The sequence below is a fragment of the Rothia mucilaginosa genome (assembly GCF_964210535.1).
Taxonomy (GTDB): domain Bacteria; phylum Actinomycetota; class Actinomycetes; order Actinomycetales; family Micrococcaceae; genus Rothia; species Rothia mucilaginosa_F.
Genome location: NZ_CAXOMR010000039.1, coordinates 1 through 5,320, shown reverse-complemented (window position 1 = coordinate 5,320; position 5,320 = coordinate 1). Strand labels below are relative to the sequence as shown.

General features: G+C 52.4%; 2 rRNA genes. Both read left to right on the top strand.

Features of this window, described 5'->3' with window-relative positions:
- Nucleotides 1–414 precede the first annotated feature (414 nt).
- Nucleotides 415–1,943: ribosomal RNA gene (locus AB8C10_RS09170) — 16S ribosomal RNA — on the top strand.
- Between the two features lie 304 nt (nt 1,944–2,247).
- A 23S ribosomal RNA gene (locus AB8C10_RS09165) occupies nt 2,248–5,320 on the top strand; the annotation flags it as partial.

Here is a 5,320-nt window from a genome sequence, read left to right as displayed (position 1 = left end):
GGTTTCTTGCTTGAAGGAATTTCGGGTTGCCGGTTGGTGATGTTGGAAGAGTTTAGGAAAGAGACATTGTGGTGCGAATCACGGAAAACAGATTTGCATGGCAAGCGAAACGCTGGTATAGTTGATTGAGTTGTCGCGGGAACGCGGTAACGACGAAAATAACATGAATGACCGTTCAATGGTAAGACATCCTTCGAATGAAGGAGTCAAGGTGTTGAATCGGTGTGTTGCTTGAGAACTCAATAGTGTGCTTTGTTCAATAAAATCACCAAATATGGTGATGGAAACTGAAACTAATACCAAATATTTATTTATTTGATAATCATCAAATGGTTTCAAAAAAGTCAGCTTGAGTCACGCACCCCCGTGTGTGATTCGCTGTTTGAGATCAGGTTATCGAACTTTTCTATTTTTTCAACGGAGAGTTTGATTCTGGCTCAGGACGAACGCTGGCGGCGTGCTTAACACATGCAAGTCGAACGATGAAGCCTAGCTTGCTAGGTGGATTAGTGGCGAACGGGTGAGTAATACGTGAGTAACCTACCTTTAACTCTGGGATAAGCCTGGGAAACTGGGTCTAATACCGGATACGACCAATCTCCGCATGGGGTGTTGGTGGAAAGCGTTATGTAGTGGTTATAGATGGGCTCACGGCCTATCAGCTTGTTGGTGAGGTAACGGCTCACCAAGGCGACGACGGGTAGCCGGCCTGAGAGGGTGACCGGCCACACTGGGACTGAGACACGGCCCAGACTCCTACGGGAGGCAGCAGTGGGGAATATTGCACAATGGGCGCAAGCCTGATGCAGCGACGCCGCGTGAGGGATGACGGCCTTCGGGTTGTAAACCTCTGTTAGCAGGGAAGAAGAGAGATTGACGGTACCTGCAGAGAAAGCGCCGGCTAACTACGTGCCAGCAGCCGCGGTAATACGTAGGGCGCGAGCGTTGTCCGGAATTATTGGGCGTAAAGAGCTTGTAGGCGGTTTGTCGCGTCTGCTGTGAAAGGCCGGGGCTTAACCCCGTGTATTGCAGTGGGTACGGGCAGACTAGAGTGCAGTAGGGGAGACTGGAATTCCTGGTGTAGCGGTGGAATGCGCAGATATCAGGAGGAACACCGATGGCGAAGGCAGGTCTCTGGGCTGTAACTGACGCTGAGAAGCGAAAGCATGGGGAGCGAACAGGATTAGATACCCTGGTAGTCCATGCCGTAAACGTTGGGCACTAGGTGTGGGGGACATTCCACGTTTTCCGCGCCGTAGCTAACGCATTAAGTGCCCCGCCTGGGGAGTACGGCCGCAAGGCTAAAACTCAAAGAAATTGACGGGGGCCCGCACAAGCGGCGGAGCATGCGGATTAATTCGATGCAACGCGAAGAACCTTACCAAGGCTTGACATATACTGGACCGCATCAGAGATGGTGTTTCCCTTCGGGGCTGGTATACAGGTGGTGCATGGTTGTCGTCAGCTCGTGTCGTGAGATGTTGGGTTAAGTCCCGCAACGAGCGCAACCCTCGTTCTATGTTGCCAGCACGTTATGGTGGGGACTCATAGGAGACTGCCGGGGTCAACTCGGAGGAAGGTGGGGATGACGTCAAATCATCATGCCCCTTATGTCTTGGGCTTCACGCATGCTACAATGGCCGGTACAGAGGGTTGCGATACTGTGAGGTGGAGCTAATCCCTAAAAGCCGGTCTCAGTTCGGATTGGGGTCTGCAACTCGACCCCATGAAGTCGGAGTCGCTAGTAATCGCAGATCAGCAACGCTGCGGTGAATACGTTCCCGGGCCTTGTACACACCGCCCGTCAAGTCACGAAAGTTGGTAACACCCAAAGCCGGTGGCCTAACCCTTCGGGGAGGGAGCCGTCTAAGGTGGGATTGGCGATTGGGACTAAGTCGTAACAAGGTAGCCGTACCGGAAGGTGCGGCTGGATCACCTCCTTTCTAAGGAGCACATTTAGTTGGCCATGCTGTCCGCGAGTGTCGGATGGGTGGTTTTGCTCATGGGTGGAATGTTGGTTTTGGGTTGGATGAGGCGCATTGTTGGGTTTTGGGGTAACACGTGTGTGTTGTTCCTTTGTTTGCCTGGCATGGTGATGATGCAGAAATTGTTTTGTGTTGTTGTTGTGTTGTGGGTTGTTGTTTGAGAACTATATAGTGGACGCGAGCATCTTCTGGAATTTGCGTTGAATCAATGCTTTTGTGTTGGTTTGATTGTTGATTTTAGATTCTTATTTTTCTTGATTGTGTGTAAGTTATTAAGGGCACACGGTGGATGCCTTGGCACTAAGAGCCGATGAAGGACGTGTGAATCTGCGATAAGCCTCGGGGAGCCGATAACTGGGCTGTGATCCGAGGATTTCCGAATGGGGAAACCTGGCTCATCTTCATGGTGAGTTACCGCCAGCTGAATGTATAGGCTGGTTGGGGGGAACGCGGGGAAGTGAAACATCTCAGTACCCGCAGGAAGAGAAAATAAAGTAATGATTCTGTGAGTAGTGGCGAGCGAAAGCGGAAGAGACTAAACCTGTGGTGTGTGATAGCGGTTAGGCGTTGCATCATGGGGGTTGTGGGAGTCACAGTGGCAGTTCTAACTGGCTGCCGGCATGATGTTCAGGATGGTAGGTGAACGACTTGGAATGGTCGGCCGTAGAGGGTGAGAGTCCCGTAATCGAAATTGTTCTGTCCGTGGTGTGGCCACCCGAGTAGCACGGGGCTCGTGGAATCTCGTGTGAATCTGCCAGGACCACCTGGTAAGTCTAAATACTTCTTAGTGACCGATAGTGAATCAGTACCGTGAGGGAATGGTGAAAAGTACCCCGGGAGGGGAGTGAAATAGTACCTGAAACCGTGTGCTTACAAGCCGTTGGAGCCTTTTGGGGTGACAGCGTGCCTTTTGAAGAATGAGCCTGCGAGTTAGTGTTATGTCGCGAGGTTAACCCGTGTGGGGTATCCGTAGCGAAAGCGAGTCTGAATAGGGCGTTTGAGTGGCATGACCTAGACCCGAAGCGGAGTGATCTATCCATGGCCAGGTTGAAGCGACGGTAAGACGTCGTGGAGGACCGAACCCACTTCAGTTGAAAATGGAGGGGATGAGCTGTGGATAGGGGTGAAAGGCCAATCAAACTCTGTGATAGCTGGTTCTCCCCGAAATGCATTTAGGTGCAGCGTTACGTGTTTCTTGCCGGAGGTAGAGCTACTGGATGGCCGATGGGCCTTCACGGGTTACTGACGTCAGCTAAACTCCGAATGCCGGTAAGTGAGAGCGTAGCAGTGAGACAGTGGGGGATAAGCTTCATTGTCGAGAGGGAAACAGCCCAGACCACCAACTAAGGCCCCTAAGCGTGTGCTAAGTGGGAAAGGATGTGGAGTTGCTTAGACAACCAGGAGGTTGGCTTAGAAGCAGCCATCCTTGAAAGAGTGCGTAACAGCTCACTGGTCAAGTGATTCTGCGCCGATAATGTAGCGGGGCTCAAGTACACCGCCGAAGTTGTGGCAATGACCCTTTGGGGTTGTTGGGTAGGGGAGCGTCGTGTAGCCAGTGAAGCTGCGGTGTAAACCAGTGGTGGAGGCTATGCGAGTGAGAATGCAGGCATGAGTAGCGAAAGATGAGTGAGAAACTCATCCGCCGGATGATCAAGGGTTCCAGGGTCAAGTTAATCTGCCCTGGGTTAGTCGGGGCCTAAGGCGAGGCCGACAGGCGTAGTCGATGGATAACGGGTTGATATTCCCGTACCGGTGAAAAACCGCCCATACTGATATTGTGATGCTAACCATGCGAAGCATGATGTGCAGGCTTTTGTTTGTGTGTTGTGTGGGTTGTGGGACCCGATCTTTGGAGGTAAACGTATTAACAGGTGTGACGCAGGAAGGTAGCCAAGCCACGCGATGGTTGTCGTGGTCTAAGCGTGTAGGGTTGTCGGTTGTTAAATGCGCCGGCTGTGTGCCTGAGACGTGATGGGACCCCGTTTTTGGGGGATTTGGTGATCCTATGCTGCCGAGAAAAGCATCGGCGTGAGGTTTTAGCCGCCCGTACCCTAAACCGACACAGGTGATCAGGTAGAGAATACTAAGGCGATCGAGAGAATCATGGTTAAGGAACTCGGCAAAATGCCCCCGTAACTTCGGGAGAAGGGGGACCTTGAGCGTGATGGGCACTTGCTGCCTGGAGCGTGTATGGGTCGCAGAGACCAGGGGGAAGCGACTGTTTATCAAAAACACAGGTCCGTGCGAAGTCGTAAGACGATGTATACGGACTGACTCCTGCCCGGTGCTGGAAGGTTAAGAGGATTGGTTAGCCTTTGTGGCGAAGCTGAGAATTTAAGCCCCAGTAAACGGCGGTGGTAACTATAACCATCCTAAGGTAGCGAAATTCCTTGTCGGGTAAGTTCCGACCTGCACGAATGGAGTAACGACTTCCCTACTGTCTCAACCATGAACTCGGCGAAATTGCAGTACGAGTAAAGATGCTCGTTTCGCGCAGCAGGACGGAAAGACCCCGTGACCTTTACTATAGTTTGGTATTGGTGTTTGGTTTGGCTTGTGTAGGATAGGTGGGAGACTGTGAAGCATGGACGCTAGTTTGTGTGGAGTCGTTGTTGAAATACCACTCTGGTCAATCTGGATGTCTAACTTCGGGCCATGATCTGGTTCAGGGACAGTGCCTGATGGGTAGTTTAACTGGGGCGGTTGCCTCCTAAAGTGTAACGGAGGCGCCCAAAGGTTCCCTCAGCCTGGTTGGCAATCAGGTGTTGAGTGTAAGTGCACAAGGGAGCTTGACTGTGAGACTGGCAGGTCGAGCAGGGACGAAAGTCGGGACTAGTGATCCGGCGGTACGTTGTGGAACGGCCGTCGCTCAACGGATAAAAGGTACCTCGGGGATAACAGGCTGATCTTGCCCAAGAGTCCATATCGACGGCATGGTTTGGCACCTCGATGTCGGCTCGTCGCATCCTGGGGCTGGAGTCGGTCCCAAGGGTTGGGCTGTTCGCCCATTAAAGCGGTACGCGAGCTGGGTTCAGAACGTCGTGAGACAGTTCGGTCCCTATCCGCTGCGCGCGTTGGAAATTTGAGAAAGGCTGTCCTTAGTACGAGAGGACCGGGACGGACGAACCTCTGGTATGTCAGTTGTACCGCCAGGTGCATGGCTGATTGGCTACGTTCGGGAGGGATAACCGCTGAAAGCATCTAAGCGGGAAGCCTGTTTCGAGATGAGATTTCCTGGCACTTTGGTGTGTGAGGCTCCTTATAGATGATGAGGTTGATAGGCCGGGTATGGAAGCGGGGACTGAAGACTCGTGGAGTTGACTGGTACTAATAGG